Source organism: Pseudomonas sp. W2Aug9 (genome assembly GCF_023127755.1).
GTDB classification, from domain to species: Bacteria; Pseudomonadota; Gammaproteobacteria; order Pseudomonadales; family Pseudomonadaceae; genus Aquipseudomonas; species Aquipseudomonas synxantha_A.
The window spans coordinates 191890-211538 of sequence record NZ_SPKL01000010.1; the positions used below are offsets into that span (position 1 = coordinate 191890).

The following is a 19649-nucleotide window of genomic DNA, read 5'->3' on the forward strand; positions in this document are numbered from 1 at the left end:
CTCGGTCCTGAGTTGAAAACCGGTCAGTGTGGGAGCTGGCTTGCCTGCGATGGCGCCTACAAGACCGCCATCGCAGGCAAGCCAGCTCCCACAAGGGGACGTGTCAACTCAGGGAAATAATCAGCGGGTCGACACTGGGCGCTTGACCCAGACTGGCGACAGGCTCGAACCGGAACCGGTGACGTACAGCACCGCTGCCTCACCACGCTCCAGGGCCACCGGCTTCACATCGCCGACCTTCTTGTCACCGTCATACAGCGCCAGGCTCACTTTCACCGGGTTGATTTCACGTTCGCCACGGCCCTTGGCGGCCACCGACTTGACCACATCGGTCTTGCCGTCGGCAGTTTTCAGGCTCAGGGCCTTGTCGCTGAGGTTCTGCACGCGTACCAGGGATTTCTGCTTGTTCTTGAACGGCGGTTCTTCGATCAACTGCGGTTGGCCGCTGCCGCTGTTGACCAGGGTGTAGTAGTGGTCGGCGGCGAGTTTGACCGGTACGGTCTGGCTGCCGACCTTGGCGCTGTAGTCACCGCCCGGCATGAAGCTGAAGTCGCTGCTGGCCAACGGTGCAACGTCGCTGAGGTTGGTGGCGCCGACGGTGGCGCTGACTTCCTGGTTGCTGGCGTTGTAGATGCGCACGAAGCTGGAGCCCTTCGGCGCGGTCGGGCCGTAGAGGGCGGCGTCACCACCGGCAAAGGCGGACATTGATACGAAGCTCAGGCCGGCAGCGATAGCCAGGGTCTTGGCGAGACGACGAGGAGTAGTAGTGAAAGTCATGTGAGTTACCTCTCTTTCAGTTTTGCGCCCGGTCGGGCGTCTCGGATTTAGTGTTGATTGCCATGTTCTGTTGGCGCGAACCGGCTTGTTTAAGCTGCGCAACCCACGCTGGGTCGGCGTCACCGATTTCGTTATTCACGGGCAGATAGCGTTCGGGGAATTCCCAGATCAGCAGCTGGGGCGGGTTGTTCTTGAAGTCGTCACTTTTGAGGTAGCTGAGCATCGGCAGGATCGGGCCGTGGCCGTCTTCGGCGTAGCTGACCACGTCGCTGTGCAAGGCTTGCTTGAGCGCGCCCACGAAGTTCCAGTTGGGGTTGGCGCTGTAGCTGGTGCCCACCAGGGCCACCGGGGTTTCGCTGTCGCTGAACAGCGCGTCGTCACCTTTTTCTTCGGCCAGGTGCGTGACGCGTTTTTCCAGCGGCTCTTTAGGCGGCATCAGGTTTTCGAACAGCGGGTCCAGGGGCAGGAACAGACGCAGGTCGCCTTTGTGTGGCTCGATCTTTTCGGCCTCGGTGACAAAACGCTGCGGCTCGCCACTCAGCGGGGTCTTGTCGGCAATCGCCTTGGCCAGTTGCTTGGCGGCGATTTCCGCACCGTCCGGAGTCCAGTGAGTGTCTGTACGCAGGAACACCTGCTTGCCACCCAGCTTGGCCTGTTGCAGCGGGCCGAGCAGGTCGGGAGCCGGGATGTTGCCGGCGGCGACCCGGGCGTGGAAGTCCTGGTACAAGTTGGCGTGGATGCTCGCCGGCTTCACCTCACCCAGGTGTTCCGGGTACAGGCGCACCTTGGCCGGCACAATCGCCATCACCAGTTGGATGCCTTGGGCCTTGAGTTTCTGGCGCACGCCTTCGACCAGTGCGTAATTGCCTTCAAGGTTCTGGTCTTCGTTGACGGCGGGATTGAACTCCTCGTCGCTGTACAGCCAGTGGTCGCGGCCCAGCACTACGCCAGGGCGACCTTCATTGAACAGCTTGTAGTCCAGCGCAGCCCACAGGTTGGTGCCCAGGCGCTTGATCGGGAACTCCTCGTCATAGTGAGTCTCGACGGCTTTGGTCCAGCGACCGTTAAGCACCGTGGCATCAGCGTTGGTGCTGAAGCCAAAGAAGCTGCGCAGTGACCACGCCCCCAGTGCCAGCAGCAGCACCAGGAACAGGCCGATATAGAGGACGCGTAATGAACGGGTCATGGTCGGCTCCCTCAGAATTGGAAGTAAAGGAACGGCGAGAAACTCTGCGCCGACAGTTTCAGGATCGACGCCACGAACAGCAGCAGCACCGCAGCGCGCATGGCGTAGCGTGGCCAGTCAGCGGTCCAGTAGGCCGGTTGCACAGCGGCGTCACGGCCCACGCTGAAACCGGGCTCGTGAATGCTGCCTGGGTTGTCGCCCGGTACCGCCTTGATCAGGCTCGGATCGGCCGGCTTGGTCTTGTCGGCTGGGCGGTTGGTGTAGAAATCGCGCAGGCCGAAGAACGCCAGGGTTGCGTAGGCCACGACCAACGTTGCCACTTGCAGGCCGGTAAGGTTGGCGCGGTTGAGTTCCGACAGCGACCATTCGCTGAAGCTGAACATCGCACCGTACATGCGGCCTGCGACGTGGAGGTTTTCGGCGCGGAAGATCACCCAGCCCATCACCACCAGCAGGAAGGTGAAGGCCCAGCGCAACACGTTGAAGCTGCGCGGCGCAGTATTGAGGCCGATGGCTTTTTCAATCGCCAGCCACATGCCGTGCCAGGCGCCCCACACGATGTAGGTGATGTTGGCGCCGTGCCACAGGCCACCGAGCAGCATGGTCAGGAACAGATTGCGGTAGGTGGTCAGCGTGCCTTTGCGGTTGCCGCCCAGGGTGATGTACAGGTAATCACGCAGCCAGGTAGAGAGGCTGATGTGCCAGCGCCGCCAGAACTCGGTGATCGACTGGCTGATGTATGGCTGCTTGAAGTTTTCCATGAAGCGGAAACCCATCATCAAGCCCAGGCCGATGGCCATGTCGCTGTAGCCGGAGAAATCGAAGTACAGCTGCGCGGTGTAGGCCAGCGCGCCGAGCCAGGCGTCACCGGTGGTGGGATTTTGCAGGGCGAAGCAATGGTCGGCCACCACCGCCAGGGTGTCGGCAATAAATACCTTCTTGATGAAACCCTGCATGAACCGCGTGCAACCCTCGGAGAACTTGTCGAGGGTGTGGGTGCGGTTGTTGAACTGGTCGGCCAGGTCGCGAAAACGTAGCACGGGGCCGGCGATCAGGTGCGGGAAGATTGCCACGAACGCCGCGAAGTCGATCAGGTTGCGGGTCGCCGGGGTATCGCCACGGTACACGTCGATGATGTAGCTGATGGACTCGAAGATGTAGAACGAGATCCCGATCGGCAACAGCACGTGGGTGAGAATGAACGGCTCCAGGCCCGCTGACTTCATCATTACATTGATGCTGTCGACGCCGAAGTTGGCGTACTTGAAGTAGCCGAGGATGCACAGGTCGACCGCCACGCCGAGCAGCAGCCAGCGCTGCGCCGGCTTGGTGCGCACGCCGGCGGCACCGACCTTGAGGCCGATCCAGTAATTCCACAGCGTGACGGCGGCGAACAGCGCCAGGAAGTCCACTCGCCACCAGGCGTAGAACACGTAGCTGGCAATCAGCAGCAGCAGATTGCGATAGCGTTGCCCGCTCAAGTAGTACAAGCCGAGAAAGATCGGCAAGAACAGAAACAGGAACACATTGGACGAGAAAACCATCCCGATCTCTCCATGTTTAACCAACAGTCAAGGGCCAGAGCCCCCCCAAACCCCCCCACGATTTCGGAGGAGGTTGTATTGCAATTTCACTGAAGGAACCGGGTTAACGGTGGGAGCTGGCTTGCCTGCGATGGCGGTGTATCAGTCGACATCAATGTTGAATGTCAGACCCCTATCGCAGGCAAGCCAGCTCCCACAGTTGGACCGAGTCCAACCGGGAGCTATGTATCAGCTGCCTTTGTTGCCTTTTTCGTGCGCCGGGTCGTACACCTTGGTCAGGTCGCCACCCAGGCGGAACGTCTTGAAGGGTTGCATCCCGTGCTTGCGCTCGATCACATCCGGCGCGCAGGTGTAGAGGGTGCAGAAGGGTTCAAGCCAGGCGAATTTCATGTCCTGCTTCAAGTCCTTCATGTCCTGCTCTTTACCGTTCTTCTGTTCGAAGATGTCCGGATCTTTCACCCCGGCCAGCACTTTGTCGCCCAGGCGCTTGAGCGCGCTGTTGTTTTCCTGGCGCAGGTCCACACCGTTGACCAGGGCAAAACTGGCGATCATCGACAGCGGCGGCAGGGCGTAGTTGTGGTACGACAAGGCGCGTTGCTGACGCTTCAATTCGTTCGGCAGGAAGCCTTGGTCATCGACCTGGTTCACACCGACCTTGTATTCCTTCACGGCCCAGTCAAACAGGTCGCGACGGTTGGTGGCGATGGAGGTCGCCATCACCGACCAGGCGGCCCAGTAAGAGTGGTTGTTGGTTTTTTCCAGGGGCAGGTTGTCCCAGTCGCTCACCACCTGATCGGCCAGCTTGTTGAACCAGGCTTCGATCAGTTGCGACTCCTGCTGATGGTTGGCCAGCGGGTGAGATTCGGAGAACTTCAGGCGTACATAGGCCGAAGCCATGCTGCCTAGTGCCCATTTGCGCATGGACTTGCCGGTGTGGTTGAAGTCCTTGGACATCAGTGCGTCGGCCTTGGCCCACGAGACCAGCCAGTTCAGGGTGCATTCGAGCTGCTGCGGGCGACCGTCGCGCATGAACTGCATCACCCGTTTGCTGGTGTCTTTTTCCAGCTTGGTGATGTCGGCGGTGCTATCGCGGAAGGCTTTTTCCGACTGCACGTTCAGCGTGGAGCGCGCCTTGTCCGAACCTTCGTACTTGCTGCGAAACTGCAACGGCCCGGTGTAGGGCGTCGGCATGGTGTCGCAGTTTTCCTTGAAGTCGCCGGTCTTGAACGCTTCGATCGGTGCGAAATAGCCCTGGGGCGGGCGCAGCGGCGCGGCGGCGTTGGCTGCCCCGGCGAAGATCGCCAGGCCCAGTAACGATGGAATCAATAGCTTCTGCATAAGTAACCTCATTGCCCAGTTGAAGCGGTCTGTTGACCACCGCTTGGGAATACGTTGCGTGTGCAAATTTTCGCTTCGACTTTCTGCGCGGCAGCACCCTTTTCCGGGCCCTGTACTTCCACGGCCAGCAAGTTCTGCGAGGCCCAGTCTTCATCGGTGCGCAGTTCAAAGGCGAAACGCCCGTCTGTATCGGATGTCTCGGGTTTCTCGATCTTGATGTCCTCGTGGCGACCGTTCATGTACCAGAGGGTGGCTTGCAAGGTTTTTACCGATGGATCGGCGAAGCGGATATCGACCTGATGGTTGGCGTTGCGCAGGTCTTTGTTCGCGCTGTTGACCATCAGTTCGTTCTTGCCGGGTTTGAGGGTGGTGCTGGCGGACATCTGTGCAGGCTTGCCTTCGCAACCGTTGTCCAGCAGCGCCATCATCTGGCGGTAGATGGTTTCCTGGTCGAGACGGTACAGCGGCGAGAATTCCCAGATCAGGATCTTCGGTGGGGTCTTCTGGAACTCGTCGCTGCCCAGGTACTGCAACATCGAGCCTTCCAGGCCACCGCCGGGGAAGGCGACGTTGAGGATGTCGGCCCCGATTTCTTCTTCGAGGAAACCGGCGAAGTTGTAGTTCTTGCCGCTGTGGCTGGTGCCCACCAGGGTGATCTGCGGGTTGCCCGAATCACTGAACAGGTCACCGTCGCCGGCCTCGCCCTTGGGTTCGGTGGTGAACTGGTCCATGTACTGGATCGCATAGCTGGTGCCGCACAGTTGCCCGGCCATGTTGTGCAGGGTGCCGGTCTTGCCCATGCGGCCCGAGCGCTTGGTCTCGAATTCGCGCTTGGGAATCTCGGCGTACTCCGGCATCTGCTTGACCTTGGCGGCGACGATCTTCGCCGTGCGCTGGGCGCCGTAGGGGGTCCAGTGCTGGTCGCCGCGGAAGTAGAAGTCGTGAGCCGGCAGCTCGTCCGGCAACTGCTCGTTGGTCAGCGGCGACAGGTCCGGCACCACGTAGCCCATCTTGGCGAAACGCCCGAGCATGGTCTTGTAGTTGGTCAGCGCCTTGTCGAAGTCGAACTTGGCTTTTTCTTCAGGGTTGAGCTTGTTGCGGTTTACCAGGCCACGGGTCGGCTGGTAGACCACCACCAGTTCCACGCCCTTGGCCTTGAACGCATCGTGCAACTGTTGCATGCGTTTGTAGCCGGCCGGGGTGGTGTCGAATTCGGTGCGCAGGTCTTCCTGGGTACGGAACAGCCAGTCGCCCTGGGCTTGTACCAGGGTGGTGAAGTTCTGCTGGTAGCGCGTGGTGTAGTTCTTCGCGTCATGGGCGGCCGGGCACAGGCTGCAGCATGGTTCGGCGGTGAAGGTCGGTGCTTTCACTTCATCGGCGCGCACGCCCTGGCTGGCCGCCAGCAGGCCGAGGGTCAGACCCGAGAGGCTCAGCAGTTTGATCATGTGTGGGTGCATAAGGGTCATCCTCAGTCCTGCAATTCGGTCTGGCGTTCGACGGGGTCGATCAGCACGGCTTTCTGCTGGCGAACCAGCAGGTCGAGAATTTCTTCCTGGCGATCGCCCAGAATGCCGGAGAAGCTGATGCCGCTGGATTTGGTCGGCGCCAGCATCGACACGCGATACAACTCGATACTCAACGGCGAATCGATGGACAGCGGCCCGCTGCCGTTACCCGCCAGTTCACCACCCACCACGATCAGCGAGACCTTGGCATCGAATGGGTCGAGGGCGATGTCGCGGTCGGTGTCGGTCAAGTCCTTGATGTGGCCGTACACGCCGGTCAGGCCGTTGGCCATCGAGGTATTTTCGTAGAGCTTGATGTTCACGCTGTTACGCACGCGGATACCGTGGCGACGGTTGCTGATCACCTTGTTGCCCCACAGCAGGTTGTCACCGCTCTCATAGAGGGTGATGCCGTCGGTGTGGTTGCGGTAGATCTCGTTGTCGGCGATCAGGTTGTTGACGCTGTTACGGTCGATCACCAGGCCCGAGAGCTTGTTGTCGTAGCTGCGGTTATTGAAGATGAAGCTGTCGTTCACTTCCCGGGAAATGATGATGCCGTGCTTCTTCTTGGTGCCGTATACGGTGTTGTCGGCGATGATCAGGCCGTGGGAACGGTCATGGGGGTCAATGCCGTAGACGATGTTGTCTTTGTAGGTATTGCCTTTGATCACAAAGCCCGTGGTCTCGTAGCAGTAGAAGCCGTACCACATGTCCGAGAACTCGGAGTCGATGATCCAACCGGTCGGCTCAGGACGCTTGAGCACCTTGGCCATGTTCGGCGTGTACTGGGAAATACTCACCCCGTAGGACTTACTGTTGGCGTAGCCGAAGCTGGCCATCTTGGTCTTGGAGATATAGGTCTCAGTGCCGCCCCAGGCCAGCAGGAACGGGCGGAATTCCTTGGGCGACTTGAACAGGGCAGGGCCGTTGGTTTTTTCATCCCAGCCGGTGACCTTGGTGTCACGTACGAACAACTGGCCGTCGTTGATCAAAAACGAGCCGGCTTGCTGGGACAGGCGCAATTCCTGGGTGTTCTTGTCGATATCGAGGATGCCTTTGCGGCCCACCACAATCGGTAGCTTGGCCAGGAACACTCCCGGCGAAGTCTCGCTGAAGTACTGCTTTGGCACCTTGCCCAGCAGGTCCTTGAGGTTCATGTAGCCGTCGTCGACAAAGATTGCCTGAGGAATGCCATGCTGGCGCACCACCCACTCGGCCATCTTGTTATCGCCACCGATAAAGTCCTTGAGCGCGTCTTCCTGCATCATGCGGCGGATGCTGATCTTGCCCGCCTTGGTCTTGATGATCTTCTTTTCCATCGCCGCAGCGGTGTAGCCCGACAGATCGGGCAGCGCCGGCTTGGCCATTTCCAGCGGCGCGGTGGGCGGGCTGGAAATGGTGTAGGTCTTGGCCTGTTGCAGTTCCTTGGCGATGATCGGCGCCTTGGCCGCCGTATCGGCAAACGCTGTGGCGCTGGCCATCAGCATTGCCGCGACGAGTAGGCTTTGAGCATTCATGGCGCAGGCTCCCATCAGAATTTCCAGACCACGTCGACAAACGCGCGGTGCATGTAGGAGTCGACCTGGCTGCCATAGGCGTCGCCCGGCTTGAACACGCCGGCACGCAAGCGCACCAGGGCCGATGGCTCGTCGATCGACTGGCTCAGCGCGGCGGGCAGCAAGCCTTTCTTGAAGTACTTGGTGACCACCAGGTCCATCTCCTGGCCGAGGTCCTTCTTGCCATCTTCCAGCGGCAGGGAGGTGCTGGAGAGGATCGCGCCGGTGACGTCATCGGTGTTGTTCTGCACCGCATCGATACCGTTGCTGCCCACCGGCTTGTTGCCGTCCACGCGCCAGAACTTGTGGTACACCAGGCTGGCGTCGTAGTCCTCGCGCAGCTGCCAGGAACCGAACAGGCTCATGGACTGCATGTTGTTCATCTCGCCGCGAAACGCTTCACCGAAGCGGTGTACGCGGGACTGGGTGCCGGTCCAGTTCGAACGGTTGCTTTGCAGGCCGTTCTGTTCGTATTCGGCGCTGGCACGGGAATAGGCCGCACCCACTTGCCACTGCGGGTCAAGGCGCAGGCGCACACCGATGTCGGTGGCCCAGCCGCTGAGGTCATCGCTGCGCTTGGCGCTGGTGGGGCGCGTGCCGTCGGCGTTCAAGGCGTTGACCTTGTCGCGGTCCCCGCGCATACCGGTGATGCTGGCCCAGTAGTTGACGGTGTTGGTATTGCGCCAGTTATAAGCATCGCTGTTGGCTTCGATGCCGAGCCAGGTCAGGTCGCCGTTTTCGCGCTTGTCCAACGGGTCACTGGCCACACCCGGTTCGGCGTAATCGAGCTTGCCGTCGTCATGAGTGTGGTGGCCGCGCAGGCCGATCCACTGGCCCGGCGTCCACTGGTAGGCGGCGTCGGCGTAGAAGTGCTGGCGGTCTTTGTCGACCGGCGAGAGTTCCTTGAGGTCGGTGCGGTATTCGCTGAAACGTTCGGCGGCGCCGACATTGGCCTTGAGCAAGGTGGTATCGAAGGTCCAGTTCAGCGCTTCGATGTTGGTGTCGCGCCATTGGCCGTCGTCATTGCGCAGGCGCTGGCGACCGAACTTGAGGATCTCGCCGGGGTAGGGCGTGAAGCCGCTGTAGCCGACCCAGAACTCGCGCAGGGCCAGGTAGTTTTTCTTGGCCTTGCGGTCGTCGTTGCTCGATTGTTCGGTGGTGTCATCGGCCGACTGTTGCAGGGTGTCGGTCTCGATGATGTCGCTGGACACGACCGCCTGGCCCATGGCATAGGCGCTCCACGCGCCGCTTTCGCCGTAGATCCAGGGGCGCAGGTCAAGGCCGATACCGTTGACGTCGCCGCCTTTCTGGGTGCCCAGGTCGCGGTCGTCTTCGGACTGCGCGGTGGCTTTGACTTCCAGGCCGAAGTTCTTGGCTTCGGTCAGCGCGGCCAGGGTCGGGCACGACCACAGCAGGGCGAAGGACAGGCCGATACCGGCCTTGACGAATGGGTTGAGCTTCATAGGGATTCCTCGCCGTCTTCTTCTTGCAGGGCGTGCAGTTGCAGCGTGCTTTGGGCCAGGGTGCCGCGGGCGGCCAGTTCCTGTTGCACCAGGCGTTGGCCCTCGGCGCGTTGCTCAGGGGTCAACGGCGCTTCGAGCTGGGTGGCCAGGTCATTGGCCTCTGGCGTGTCCTGGGCCTTGGCCAACTGGCTGAAGACATAGGCGTTCAATGGGTCGGGCTTGGTGCCCTTGCCTTGGGAAAACAGTTGGGCAATGGCAAAGTCGGCGCTGTTCTGGCCGTTGCGCGCAGCGGTCAGCAAGTGGTCCAGGGCCTTTTGCGGGTAGACCTTGCCCAGGTAGCCACGGCGGTAGATCTGGCCGAGGTAGTAATCGGCGGCCACTTCACGGCCCACGGCTTTTTCGAAATGCGCCTCGGCGGCCTTGGCGTCGGCTGGCACCCACTTGCCTTCGTAGTAGAGCTTGCCCAGCAGCAATTCGGCGCGCGGCTGGTCGGCGGCGCGGCCGTTGTCCAGGTACTTCATCATCTGCTCGACATCGCCCAGTTCGGGGAAGTCGTAGAGCAGCTGCGCCAGGCTGACCCAGGACGCCGGGTAGCCGGGGGCGATTTTTTCAAGCAATGCCTGAGCGGTTTTTTCGTCCGGCGTGCCGAGGCTGGCATCACCGAGTACGCGGGCGACGCTGTCGACGCGCTGGGCGGTGACTGTGCCACGGCTGTAGCCGGCTTCCATTTGCTTGAGCAGTTCGGCCTGTTGTTCTGGCTGGGCTTTTTTCTGGTAGACCGTGGCCAGCTCGACATAGCAGATATCGGTGGTGTTCAACGCGGCCTTGCAGATGCGCTCGATATCATCCAGGTGCTGGTCGTAAGTGTCTTGGGTGCGATACAGCAGCACCTGGGCCAGGCCGGCTTCCGGGTAACCGGCCGCTTGCCATTTGCTGATCTGCTGCTGGGCATTCACGTTGGGGAAGCTGTGCGGGTATTGCAGGTACAGCATCGCCAGCGGGATCAGGGTGTTGCCTTCGCCATTGGCGAAGGCTTTTTTCAGCAGGCTTTCGGCTTCATGGTGCTCGGCCTCAGTGGCGCCAGGCTTGGCCGCCAGCAGGCGACCCAGGCGTGCCTGGGCACGCGGCGAGGTGTCTGCCGCTGCACGGTAAGTGGCTTCGGCCTGCTTGATTTGCGCCGGATCGCGGGTGCCTACCTGGATATCGGCCAGGCCCACCTGGGCCTCGCTGTAGCCCAGGTCTGCCAGTTGCTGGTAATTCTGCTGCGCGGTGACGGTGTCGCCGCGTTTCAGCGCTTCATTGGCCAGGCGTTGGTCGGGCAGGCCGGCGCAACCGGCCAGGCTCACGGCCAGTGCCAGCGCGCAGTACGCAGAGGCCAAGTGAAATCTGCTCTGTGTGGGAGCTGGCGTGCCTGCGATGGCATCGCTGCGGCGCAACTGATGCACCGAGTCGCCTGCATCGCGGGCAAGCCCGGCTCCCACAGAGGTCAGCGGTGTTGTTGGAATAGGGTTCACAGGCATGTCCTCGCTTACAGACCGTGAGCCATGGCTTTGTCGATCAGCCAGTTCAGCGATGGGCCACGGTCACTGGTGACTTCCACCGGGCGACCGGCATAGGTGCTGTCCAGCGGTGCGTCGGGCTTGATCTGCACACGGATGTCAGAGGACAGGTCGGCGCTGTTCAGGCTGGTGCTGCTGACGATGGTGCCGGTGCGAACCTGTTCTTCGTCGGCGACCTGGAAGCTCACCGGCGTACCTGGACGCACATCGCCAAACTGGCGGTAGGTGAAGCGGGCTTCGACGTTAGCCTGGCTGCCACGCGGCACCAGTTGGAAGATCACATCGCCCTTGCTGGCGTACTGGCCGTCGGCGACCAGTTGCTGGGCGACCACGCAATCGCATGGCGAGGTGAGGGTGCCGGTCATTTGCTTGCCGAACAGCTCTTCAACCTTGGCCGGTTGCAGTTGGTCTTCGTCCAGGTGGCCCTTGAGCACGTCGAGCATACTGGTGCTGAACGTCGCCAGTGGCGCGCCCTTGGCCGCTACCGAGTCACCTTTGAGCAGGCTCTGCACGGTGCCGTCACGCGGCATGGTCACGTTCATGCCCGGTACGCTCACAAGGCCGGCCTGGGCGTGGCTGACGAAGTACATGCCGTACAGCGATTTGAAGACAAAACCGAAGGCGGCCAGGCCAACCAGGAAAATCGCCAGGCTGAACGTCACCGCACGCAGGCGACCGAACGCGGTCATGCCACTGCCGCCGTCCTTGACCTTGCGCGCCTTGGTGAAGTTGTCGCGTTGCAGCGTCGCCAGCACGTCGCCCATGGTCACAATGTCGCCGGACAAGTGCGAGGTGATCAGGTGGCGCAGGGTGGAAATATCCTGGGCATCGAGGTTCTGGAACTGGCAGCCGGTGCGGCCGGTCTGGCGGTCGTAGGAGCGGATTTGCAGCTCCACGTCCATGGCCAGGCCGAGGTTATCGATCACGAACTGCAGGCGGCCCTTGTGCACTTGGCCGACGGTGAGCGGCTGGGTGGCGGTAAAGGCCAGGCCACCGGCGGACAGGTCGATCACGCGTGCTTCAGTTGGCGTGCGGTCGCTGTTGAAGAAGCGCAGCTTGGCCGGGATTTTGACCCGGGCGTGCTGGCGCTGGGCTTCGGATTCGTGGACAACGTTGGCGTTTACTTGGCTGTTCATAGTATTCGATTTCCTAGTTAATTCAGGCTTGGCAGGGTCAGACCATCATCAGCAACACGGCAACGAAGATGCTGCCGGCGGAGAAGGTCATGGTCCGAGACGACCAGGTGTTGAACCAACGTTGAAAGCTGGCCAAATCGCGGGTCAGTTTGGTGTCCTGGCGGGTCCAGGACTGTTGATCAAGGCGGAAGAACACGTAGATCTTCACCAACGCGCCCATGATCTGGTTGTAATAGAGAATCAGCGGGTAGGCCGGGCCGATCTTGTGGCCCGAGCACGACAGCAACAGGGTCAGGATCAGGCGGGTGATACCGATCCACAGCAGGTACGCGAGGATGAACGCGCCGCCATACTTGAACGTGGCGATCATCGCCACGGTCAGGCCGAGCAGGGAGGTCCACATCGACACGCGCTGGTCGAACAGCACCACGCTGGTGAACAGGCCGAGGCGACGCACGCCCAGCCCGAGGGCACGGGAGTTCTGGCGCAGGTTGTTGCCGTACCAGCGGAACATCAGTTTGCGGCTGGCTTTGATAAAGCTCTTTTCCGGCGGGTGTTCCACGGTGTTGATCGCGGCGTCCGGTACGTAGAAGGTGTCGTAGCCCAGGCGCATCAGGCTGAACCAGCTGGACTTGTCATCGCCGGTGAGGAACTTGAAGCGCCCCAGGCGCCAGTGTTGCAGCGAGTCGCTTTCCACGTCGGCGATAAAGCCCGGGTCAGTCACTACGCTGGCGCGGAACACCGACATGCGCCCGGTCATGGTCAGCACGCGCTTGGACAGAGCCATGGAGCACATGTTGATGTGGCGCTGGGCGAAGCGCAGCTTGTGCCACTCGCTCATGATGTAGCCGCCGCGCACTTCGCAGAATTCGTTGGTGGTCAGGCCACCGACATTGCCGAACAGCTGGAACCAGGGGACGGTCTTGCGGACCACGCCTTCGGCGAGCACGGTGTCGCCATCGATCACAGCTACCACGGCACGGTCATCCGGCAGGTGGCGCGAGATGGCGCGAAAACCGAAGGCCAAACCGTCACGCTTGCCGGTACCGGCGATGCGCACGAAGTCGAGCTTGACGTGAGCCGGCGGGTTCATCTTTTCCCAGAGGCTTTTCACCAGCAGCTCATCGGACATTTCCACCAGCGAGCAGACCACGGTGGTGGGGAAGCCGCATTCGATGGCTTCGCGAATCACCGAGCTGTACACCTGGGCGGTGGTCAGCGCATCGATACGAAAACTGGTGACCATCAGGAACACGTGGGACGGGTCGGCGGCCTTGCCCAGCTTGCGCACTTTGCGGCGCAGGTGCGGGTACACCACGTAGAGAAACAGCATGCCGCGAAAGAAATGCGTCGCACCCATCGAGTAGCGCCAGATACCCACGGCGCCAATCAGGAAAATAAAATTCTTCGATTGCGAATCGAAGGTACTCGCCGGCAACAGCAGGGCGAGCCCCATCAACAGGCTGAGGAATAACAGCCAGCCGGCCGATTGCAGAAATACATGTTTTAACTTGGACATAAGCGTCATCCGGAAGGGGAGGAGGCTTCAGGCTGCAAGTGCTGGGGTAAGCCACTGGCAGCCTGAAACTTGCCGTTGCTGTTACCAGCAAATACCTTCAGTACGGCCACTCACGCTGGTGGCCTTGGACATGAAGCCCACCAGGTCGACCACTTGCTTGCCTTCCGGAGCGTTATGCGCCAGGGCACGGAACTTCTCGTCACGGTTACCGAGGATGATCACGTCGGAGTTGTTGATCACATCATCGAAATCCGAGTTGAGCAGGGACGATACGTGCGGGATCTTGCCTTCGATGTAGTCCTTGTTCGCGCCGTGCACACGGGCGTACTCGACGTTGCTGTCGTAGATGCTCAGGTCGTAGCCCTTGCCGATCAGCATTTCCGCCAGTTCTACCAATGGGCTTTCACGCAGGTCATCGGTACCGGCCTTGAAGCTCAGGCCCAGCAGGGCGACTTTGCGCTTGTCGTGGCTGGAAACGATGTCGAAGGCGTTCTGTACCTGGGACTCGTTGCTGCGCATCAGCGAGTTGAGCAGTGGTGCTTCCACGTCCAGGGAACCGGCGCGGTAGGTCAGGGCACGCACGTCTTTTGGCAGGCACGAACCGCCGAAAGCGAAGCCTGGGCGCATATAGTACTGGGACAGGTTGAGGGTCTTGTCCTGGCAGACCACTTCCATCACTTCACGACCATCGACGCCGACGGCCTTGGCGATGTTGCCGATCTCGTTGGCGAAGGTGACCTTGGTGGCGTGCCACACGTTGCAGGTGTACTTGATCATTTCGGCGACAGCGATGTCCTTGCGGATGATCGGCGCGTCGAGTTCTTCGTACAGCGATTGCAGGACATCGCCGGAAGCTTTATCGAACTCGCCGATGACGGTCATCGGGGGCAGGTCGTAGTCGGCAATGGCGGTGGACTCACGCAGGAATTCCGGGTTGACCGCAACGCCGAAGTCGACGCCGGCTTTCTTGCCGGAGCAGTCTTCGAGGATTGGAATCACTACGTTGGCGACAGTGCCCGGGAGGACGGTGCTGCGCACCACGATGGTGTGGCGGGTGGTCTTGTCACGCAGGACAAAACCGATCTCGCGGCATACCGACTCGATGTAGTTCAGTTCCAGGTCGCCGTTCTTCTTGCTGGGCGTGCCGACGCAAATCATCGACAGGTCGGTATCGCGAATCGCCTCGGCGAAGTTGGTAGTGCCACGCAGTCGGCCGGTCTGGATACCCTGGCTCAACAGCTCCCCCAGACCCGGCTCAACAATCGGCGATTTACCCGCATTGATCAGGTCGATCTTTTCCTTGGAGATGTCTACGCCGACCACTTCGTGGCCACGGGCAGACAGGCAACCGGCACACACGGCGCCAACGTAACCCAAACCAAATATGCTGATGCGCATCGCAATTACCTCTTTGTTTAATTCATGCCATTAAATGGCCGGAGTTCATGTTTGCAAGCGTCACTGATGCCGCGAAAGTTAGGCGAATAGACGCCGACTTACCGCGTGCAGGCATGTTGAATAACGAGTGACTAACTATTGCACTCAAGTTGTGCGCAACGAGGCCTTATTATTGGGGCTTGCCCTGAAATGCAGCCGTGCTTCCTTGGAGGAAGGCTCCGGCGCCGGTGCGGCAAGGTTTTGATGAAGGCAAAATGCCTTTTTTATCAATGCCTTGTGTGTGTGCACGGGCTCATTTAGGTCAGCGCTGCCTTGGCCTGCGGGGGATAGCAATGCGTACTTATCGCCACCCTTAACTCGATCAGTTGATGTTATGACCATAGAACCAAAGTGTTTTATGACAACTTGGCTACTTCCGTTGGTCGTTATGTAAGTCATCTCTTACGTAAGCAGAGAATTTCGTTACCGGTGGTATGAGCGGTGCATCAGGACGAAGTTCCTGGCCGCTCATCCTGTTTCCGGAAATTTCTTGAAATATTAGAAAAGATGGCACTGGCACTATAGTGATAGCACTTGCTATTTAGGCCAGTAGTTATGGGGAGTTGGTACGCGTAGATAGTTTTGTGCCACTACTGATTAAAAAAAGTGGTGCCACTACGAAAAAAACCGACGAGTGTCGAGTGAATAAATCGTTAGGGTTATGTCTGGATGTTTTTCTGGCGCCAAATAAATGACGATTTATGGTTTGGAATACAAAAAAAATGTGGGAGGGGGGCTTGCTCCCACATTTGATCCGCAGTGTCTGTGCAGCCTTACTCCGGTGCGTGATCGCGCAAAAACACCAGGTTATCCGGCTTGGACTGCTCCGCATTGAAGCGATAGCCCTGCACATCGAACTGCTTGAGCTTGGCCGGATCGTTGATGCGTTCTTCAATCACAAAGCGGCTCATCATGCCCCGGGCCTTTTTCGCGTAGAAGCTGATGATCTTGTACTGGCCGTTCTTCAGGTCCTTGAACTCGGTGTTGATGATCCGCGCGTTCAGGGCCGTGCGCTTGACCGCCGAGAAGTACTCATTGGACGCCAGGTTGAGCAGCACATCGTCGCCTTGTGCGGCCAGGGCCTCATTCAACCATTCGCTGATGCGGGTGCCCCAGAACGCGTAAAGGTCCTTGCCCCGGGCGTTGGCCAGCTTGGTGCCCATCTCCAGGCGATACGGCATCATCAGGTCCAGCGGGCGCAGCAGGCCGTACAGGCCTGAGAGCATACGCAGGTGGTCCTGGGCATAGCTGAAATCGGCATCGCTGAAGGTCTCGGCGTTCAGGCCGGTATACACGTCGCCCTTGAAAGCCAGCAGCGCCTGCTTGGCGTTGGCCGGAGTAAAGGCTGGTGTCCAACTGCCGAAGCGGGCGGCGTTGAGGCCACCGATCTTGTCGGAGACGTGCATCAATTCGCTGATTTGCGCCGGACTCAGTTCGCGCAGCTGTTCTATCAGCTCCTGGGAATGGTCCAGGTATTGCGGTTGGGTAAAGCGCGCAGTGACCGGCTTGGACTCGAAATCGAGGGTTTTGGCGGGGGAAATCACCATCAGCATGAAGTTGGCTCCTGGAATCGTGGGCGAGATTCTAGGGGTTGGGGCGTTTGGACTCCACCTATGATGGCGATAGATGCGATCCGCTATGATGGGCGGTAACTCTGGAAAGGAAGACCCCGTGTGCGATTAGCGCTTTTATTGTCGGCTTGCCTGCTGTGCGTCACCGCCCAAGCGGCGCCGGTGGATGTCGCCAGCCTAGACCGTAGCACCTGGCCGGAAAAACTCAGCAGCCCGGCGCTGTTCGATGTGGCTTCGCGGGCAGAAATCCTGATGTTTGCCCACGGCCTGCTGGCCAGCGAAGCCTTGGACGAAAGCGCGCTCAAGCAACGCCTGGGGCTGAAGATCATCAACCTGGCGGCCATCGACGACCTGCGCCGCCAGCTCTGGCAACGGCTGTTGGAGAACTACAGCTTCGCCCAGCAAAGCTGCGAGGAAGATGCTTCGTTCTGCTACCTGGTGGAAAACATGGACGACCTGCGCGAGCAGGCCGGCAAGTTCGAGGTCAGTGACAACTCGTTCTATATAGGCTGGGCCGCACCCAGCCGGCACTTTCATGAGCGCTACCTGGATGAGTTGCTGCGCAAGGCTGCGCTGTTCCCGCAGATCAGCAGCGAAGTGGCGCGTTTCGGCGACCATGAGCGCAATGGCGACGAGCTCAACGATCGCATGTTCCTGCTGACCTTCGACGGCGGCCCGGCGTTGGTGGGCGGTAATACCGACTGGCTCACCGACTACCTGCGCAAGCAGAAGATGAACGCCACGTTCTTCGCCCTCGGCAGCAGTTTGCAAAGCCGTGTGGAGCGCAGTTCTGTCGCGGATGTGCAGGCGCTGTACCAAGGGCAGTGCGTAGGTATCCAGGGTTGGCAATACCGTTCCCATAGCCATTGGGTCGACTGGCAAAGCTCCATCACCCGCAGTGCCGCGCTGGTACAGAACCTGATGCCGGAAAACTATGTGCCGCTGTTCCGACCGCCTTATGGGCAGCGTCGTGCGGACAGCCAGGGGTTCTTCCAGCAGCAGGGTTTGCAGGTGGCGTTGTGGGACATCGACTCCCAGGACGATCCGGGCAAACTCAAGGCCGAGGAATCGGCGCAGCGGGTGCTGACGCTGATGCTGCTGTGGCGCAAAGGCGTAATTGCGTTTCACGACACCCAGGACAAGGCGCGGGTGGCAATACCGATAGTGTTGCAGGCAACGGCGCAGAGTGGTTTGGGTTGGCAGGAGTGTCGCGAGGCATTTCGCTGAAAATCCCCGGCCCCGTTGGGGATGAGGCATTTCTGGGGTGATTTGCTGCGACATTTCGATGCAGGCGGACTTCCGACTTTAACGGGGTGGCTGGCACTCGGCTAGTGCTATTCGTCATCCTGAAAAATAAACTTCAAAAAAGCGTCAAAGTGCTTTTTCCTGTCATGGGTTTTGCGGTATTACGAAGTCAGACCGCCGAACCCTGCAACACAGGTGGCGTCTTCCAAGACTCCTCATGTGGGCACTGCACTTGACGTCACTCAGGTGTGGTCGGTGGTCGAATCGAGGCGCAGCACCGCCCAGGTATTGCGTCGACTGGCTCCCACAAAGGTGACCGAGTATGGATGATCATGGACGTACCCCTTCTTCCGACCAGCCAATCCTTTACGTGCTTGATACCAACGTATTGATCCACGATCCAAACGCACTGCTTAACTTCGAAGAACACCACGTCGCCATCCCGATGATCGTGCTTGAGGAGCTCGACAAACTCAAAAGCGGCCACCACAGCGTCGCCGCCGAATGCCGCCAGGCCATCCGTCTGATCGACAAGACCCTGGGCGAAGCCTCGCCCGAGGACGTTGAGGTCGGTGTGCCGATCCAGCGTGGCAAAAGCGGGCCCAAGGGCTTGCTGTCGATCCTGATGAGCAAGCGCAGCGAGCCCAACAGCCTGCTGCCGGAAAACCTGAACGACAACAAAATCATCAACCAATTGATCGACCTGCACGCTCGCGACAAGGACCTGCGCGTAGTGCTGGTGACCAAAGACATCAATATGCGCCTCAAGGCACGAGCGTGTGGGATCGCTGCCGAGGACTACAGCACCGACCAGCTAGTCGACGACGTGTCGATGCTGTCGCGGGGTTATCACATGATGACCGGTTCGTTCTGGGACCGTGTCAGCAAGGTCGAGACCCGTCAGGACCATGGCCGCACCTGGCACCAGGTACAGCTGATCGACAACCTGCCGGCCGTGCATATCAATGAATTCATCGTCGACGAACAAGGCTTCGTGGGCTGGATCAAAGAGATCCAGGTCGACAAGCTGCTGATTCTCGACCTGCATCAGGAACCCCTGTTGCACCAGGAAGCCTGGGGCCTGAAACCGCGTGATATCTACCAAAGCCTGGCGCTGTACGCGCTGCTCGACCCGGACATCCACTTGGTCAACCTGACCGGCGCCGCAGGCTCGGGCAAAACCATCCTCGCCCTGGCCGCTGCCATCGAACAGACCATGGTGACCAAGCGCTACCGCCGCATCATCGCCACGCGCAGCGTGCAGGGCCTGGACCAGGAAATCGGCTTTTTGCCCGGCACCGAAGCGGAAAAAATGGAGCCGTGGCTGGGGGCGATCACCGACAACCTCGAAGCCTTGCACATGGATGACGAAAACACCCATGGCAGTGTCGATTACATCCTCAGCAAAGTGCCGTTGCAGTTCAAATCCCTCAACTACATCCGAGGTCGCAGCTTCCAGCAGAGCCTGATCCTGATCGATGAATGCCAGAACCTTACCCCGCACCAGATGAAAACCATCATCACCCGTGCCGGCGCCGGTTCCAAAGTGGTGTGCCTGGGCAACCTGGCACAGATCGACACCCCTTACCTGTCCGCGACCAGCTCCGGGCTGACCTACCTGACGGAACGTTTCAAAGACTTCCCCAACGGCGTGCATATCGCGCTGCAAGGGGTGCCTCGTTCGATCTTGGCCGAGTACGCCGAGTCCCACCTGTAACTACCCGTAATCCAATAAGTGGCTAAATGCTATGAATCACCCCGGATTTTTCACGAAATCCGGGGTTTTTGTTGTGTGCGACATTTGCCTGCGATA

At 59.9% G+C, this 19649-nt stretch carries 14 protein-coding genes; 2 read left to right on the forward strand and 12 right to left on the reverse strand.

The annotated features are described in order from the left end of the window. Positions 1-120: 120 nt before the first annotated feature. The 12 genes from E3O56_RS07830 to yaaA all read right to left on the reverse strand — a co-directional run bounded on the left by E3O56_RS07830 (position 121) and on the right by yaaA (position 16573). Positions 121-777 carry an alginate O-acetyltransferase AlgF gene (locus E3O56_RS07830; RefSeq protein ID WP_005785001.1) on the reverse strand — a complete coding sequence of 219 codons (657 nt, stop codon included), beginning with the start codon at positions 775-777 and terminating at the stop codon, positions 121-123. A 16-nt stretch (positions 778-793) separates the two neighbouring features. After that, positions 794-1963 (reverse strand): alginate O-acetyltransferase, encoded by a 1170-nt coding sequence (locus tag E3O56_RS07835; protein ID WP_248128065.1) that lies wholly within the window; start codon positions 1961-1963, stop codon positions 794-796. Positions 1964-1974: 11 nt separating this feature from the next. Further along, on the reverse strand, positions 1975-3507 hold the full coding sequence (locus tag E3O56_RS07840; RefSeq protein ID WP_032877692.1) for an MBOAT family protein: 1533 nt from the start codon (positions 3505-3507) through the stop codon (positions 1975-1977). 228 nt (positions 3508-3735) lie between these two features. Further along, entirely contained in the window at positions 3736-4845 is a 1110-nt protein-coding gene (locus tag E3O56_RS07845) for a mannuronate-specific alginate lyase (RefSeq protein ID WP_103733353.1), read from the reverse strand. An 8-nt stretch (positions 4846-4853) separates the two neighbouring features. Further along, entirely contained in the window at positions 4854-6302 is a 1449-nt protein-coding gene (locus E3O56_RS07850) for an alginate O-acetyltransferase (protein WP_032881093.1), read from the reverse strand. 11 nt (positions 6303-6313) lie between these two features. Then, a complete protein-coding gene (gene algG / locus E3O56_RS07855) occupies positions 6314-7882 on the reverse strand; it encodes a mannuronan 5-epimerase AlgG (protein ID WP_005785009.1) in 1569 nt (522 codons plus the stop codon). Next, complete coding sequence (locus E3O56_RS07860) at positions 7882-9369, reverse strand: alginate export family protein (protein ID WP_032877688.1); 1488 nt, start codon at positions 9367-9369, stop codon at positions 7882-7884. The genes algG and E3O56_RS07860 overlap by 1 nt, the downstream gene beginning before the upstream one ends. Beyond that, complete coding sequence (algK, locus tag E3O56_RS07865; protein ID WP_103733590.1) at positions 9366-10787, reverse strand: alginate biosynthesis TPR repeat lipoprotein AlgK; 1422 nt, start codon at positions 10785-10787, stop codon at positions 9366-9368. Before algK ends, E3O56_RS07860 begins: the two co-directional genes overlap by 4 nt. Positions 10788-10897: 110 nt before the next feature. Further along, positions 10898-12064, reverse strand: a complete 1167-nt coding sequence (locus E3O56_RS07870) for an alginate biosynthesis protein Alg44 (RefSeq protein ID WP_005785015.1) — start codon at positions 12062-12064, stop codon at positions 10898-10900. Positions 12065-12101: 37 nt separating this feature from the next. After that, a complete protein-coding gene (alg8, locus tag E3O56_RS07875; RefSeq protein ID WP_164699511.1) occupies positions 12102-13583 on the reverse strand; it encodes a mannuronan synthase in 1482 nt (493 codons plus the stop codon). Between the two features lie 81 nt (positions 13584-13664). Then, positions 13665-14981, reverse strand: coding sequence for a nucleotide sugar dehydrogenase (locus tag E3O56_RS07880; protein WP_014717010.1), 1317 nt, complete (start codon positions 14979-14981; stop codon positions 13665-13667). A gap of 812 nt (positions 14982-15793) precedes the next feature. Then, positions 15794-16573: a peroxide stress protein YaaA gene (yaaA, locus tag E3O56_RS07885; protein WP_005785021.1), complete on the reverse strand. Its 780-nt coding sequence runs from the start codon at positions 16571-16573 to the stop codon at positions 15794-15796. Positions 16574-16693: 120 nt separating this feature from the next. Between yaaA and E3O56_RS07890 the strand changes: the two genes are divergently transcribed. Beyond that, positions 16694-17818 carry a polysaccharide deacetylase family protein gene (locus E3O56_RS07890; protein ID WP_078820329.1) on the forward strand — a complete coding sequence of 375 codons (1125 nt, stop codon included), beginning with the start codon at positions 16694-16696 and terminating at the stop codon, positions 17816-17818. A 340-nt stretch (positions 17819-18158) separates the two neighbouring features. Next, on the forward strand, positions 18159-19553 hold the full coding sequence (locus E3O56_RS07895; RefSeq protein ID WP_032877681.1) for a PhoH family protein: 1395 nt from the start codon (positions 18159-18161) through the stop codon (positions 19551-19553). The last annotated feature ends 96 nt before the right edge of the window (positions 19554-19649 follow it).